This window comes from Furfurilactobacillus milii (genome assembly GCF_009864005.1).
GTDB lineage: Bacteria > Bacillota > Bacilli > Lactobacillales > Lactobacillaceae > Furfurilactobacillus > Furfurilactobacillus rossiae_B.
In genome coordinates this window covers 1-1,475 of the sequence record NZ_WEZQ01000028.1, presented here as the reverse complement: position 1 = coordinate 1,475, position 1,475 = coordinate 1, and the positions used below count along the sequence as shown (strand labels likewise).

Genomic DNA, 1,475 nt, shown 5'->3' with positions numbered 1-1,475 from the left:
CCCTGGCCTCAGACCACTTGAGGTTGGCATTGATCTAAAGGCTGAACTTTTGAGCTAGTTAGCTCTGACACTTATTTAAAAGCCCCTGTTCTTCTGTTAAAGCCAGTTAAATCTAGTTTAAACATAAATGGTTTAGTAAGTCTTAAAACCGCTTAGAAAGGATTTTGCAGCCTTTTAGGACTAGTAGTACAACCCACTGTTGTCGTTGTCGGCCGGCTTTTCTTCTTCGGGGTGTTTGGCCGCGTATTCTCTAGCCGCTTGTTTATTCCACCAAACACCAAATAGATTTTGCATGGTGCCGTACAGGTAGTTTTCCACGTTCTTGATGTGCTTCTCATTGCTTCTTAGGGCGTTAAAGTAACGTCTCAAGGCTTTAGTCATTAAAAATTTAAGTTCTTCGTCGTCCAGTAGGATTATGACGCCAATATCTTTATGATCCTTCTCAACTCGGTACTTAGCATTTAAGATAATACCAACGAAGCGACGCATCTGTTGCGGGGTACGGCACCAAAAACTAAGCAGTATTCATCATGTTACAGCACCCAAGTAAAAGCTACGAAGATAAAAACATTCATCCTCAAAATATGTAACCTAGAAAAAAGGCCTCCAGTGTTAAACCGGGAGCCTTTTTTAGTATACCAATTTCTACTTCACATAAATGGGGCTTATCCCAAGTAAACCCTTCATGCCCTGATAAAACAACGATCCGTTATTTGGCCTTTGTGAAATTTGACGGTAGAGGAGTGGTCTAGATGAAAAATCCCCACAAAATCAGTAAACTCACTTTGTGAATTTAACCGCCTAAACTCCTAGACCATTGCGCCAATCGTGCCTGACACCAGTCCAAAAAATCCCGTTCTGAAATCGTTGGTGTTCCCGTCAATAACTTTTTTGTGATGGGCTCCTCACCTAAAGCCGTCTCAATTAACCCAACCACTAAATAATCTGTCTGTTTCGTAACCCAATTTTGTGGTTTCGCCCCAAAGACTTTCGCCAAACTAAAAGCTTGATCCCGAGTCATGGTAGTTAGACGTCCGGTAAAAGCAATCTCACAATCTCTTAAATCAAGCATTTTAAATCATCAACTTTCTTGATTCTAATGTTGGTTTTGACTTGACGGGTTATGGTTTTCCATTCAGTTTAGAGGGAGTGACGTTTTGAGCGCAGAATTGTTCCCTGGAATCAGCTATTTGGAATAACTGAACCAGAGTACAATTCTACTACTAAAAGTTTCCCTTTAGTTCGTCGGTCGTTAACGCCCGTCGCTTGTCTGTACAATTGCGGTATTGCTACCACCACTCATTATAAACCTACGTTTTCGGTTTAGCCTACTAAAAAACGCCCTAACAGGCGTTGATGATACGTATTTATGTTTGTTCGATCACCAACTAATCAGTGGCACCAAGCCGAAGCTTCGTTTTACCACCCGCGCCGTTAATGGTCGCGCTCACCATTCACCACCCAGCCGTACAGAT

At 42.0% G+C, this 1,475-nt stretch carries 1 protein-coding gene and 1 pseudogene; both read right to left on the bottom strand.

The window, feature by feature from the left end:
• Positions 1–180: 180 nt before the first annotated feature.
• A pseudogene (locus GB993_RS12855) lies at positions 181–522 on the bottom strand (replication initiator protein A); the annotation flags it as partial.
• Positions 523–793: 271 nt separating this feature from the next.
• Positions 794–1,072: a BRCT domain-containing protein gene (locus GB993_RS12850; RefSeq protein ID WP_020923847.1), complete on the bottom strand. Its 279-nt coding sequence runs from the start codon at positions 1,070–1,072 to the stop codon at positions 794–796.
• Positions 1,073–1,475: the final 403 nt, after the last annotated feature.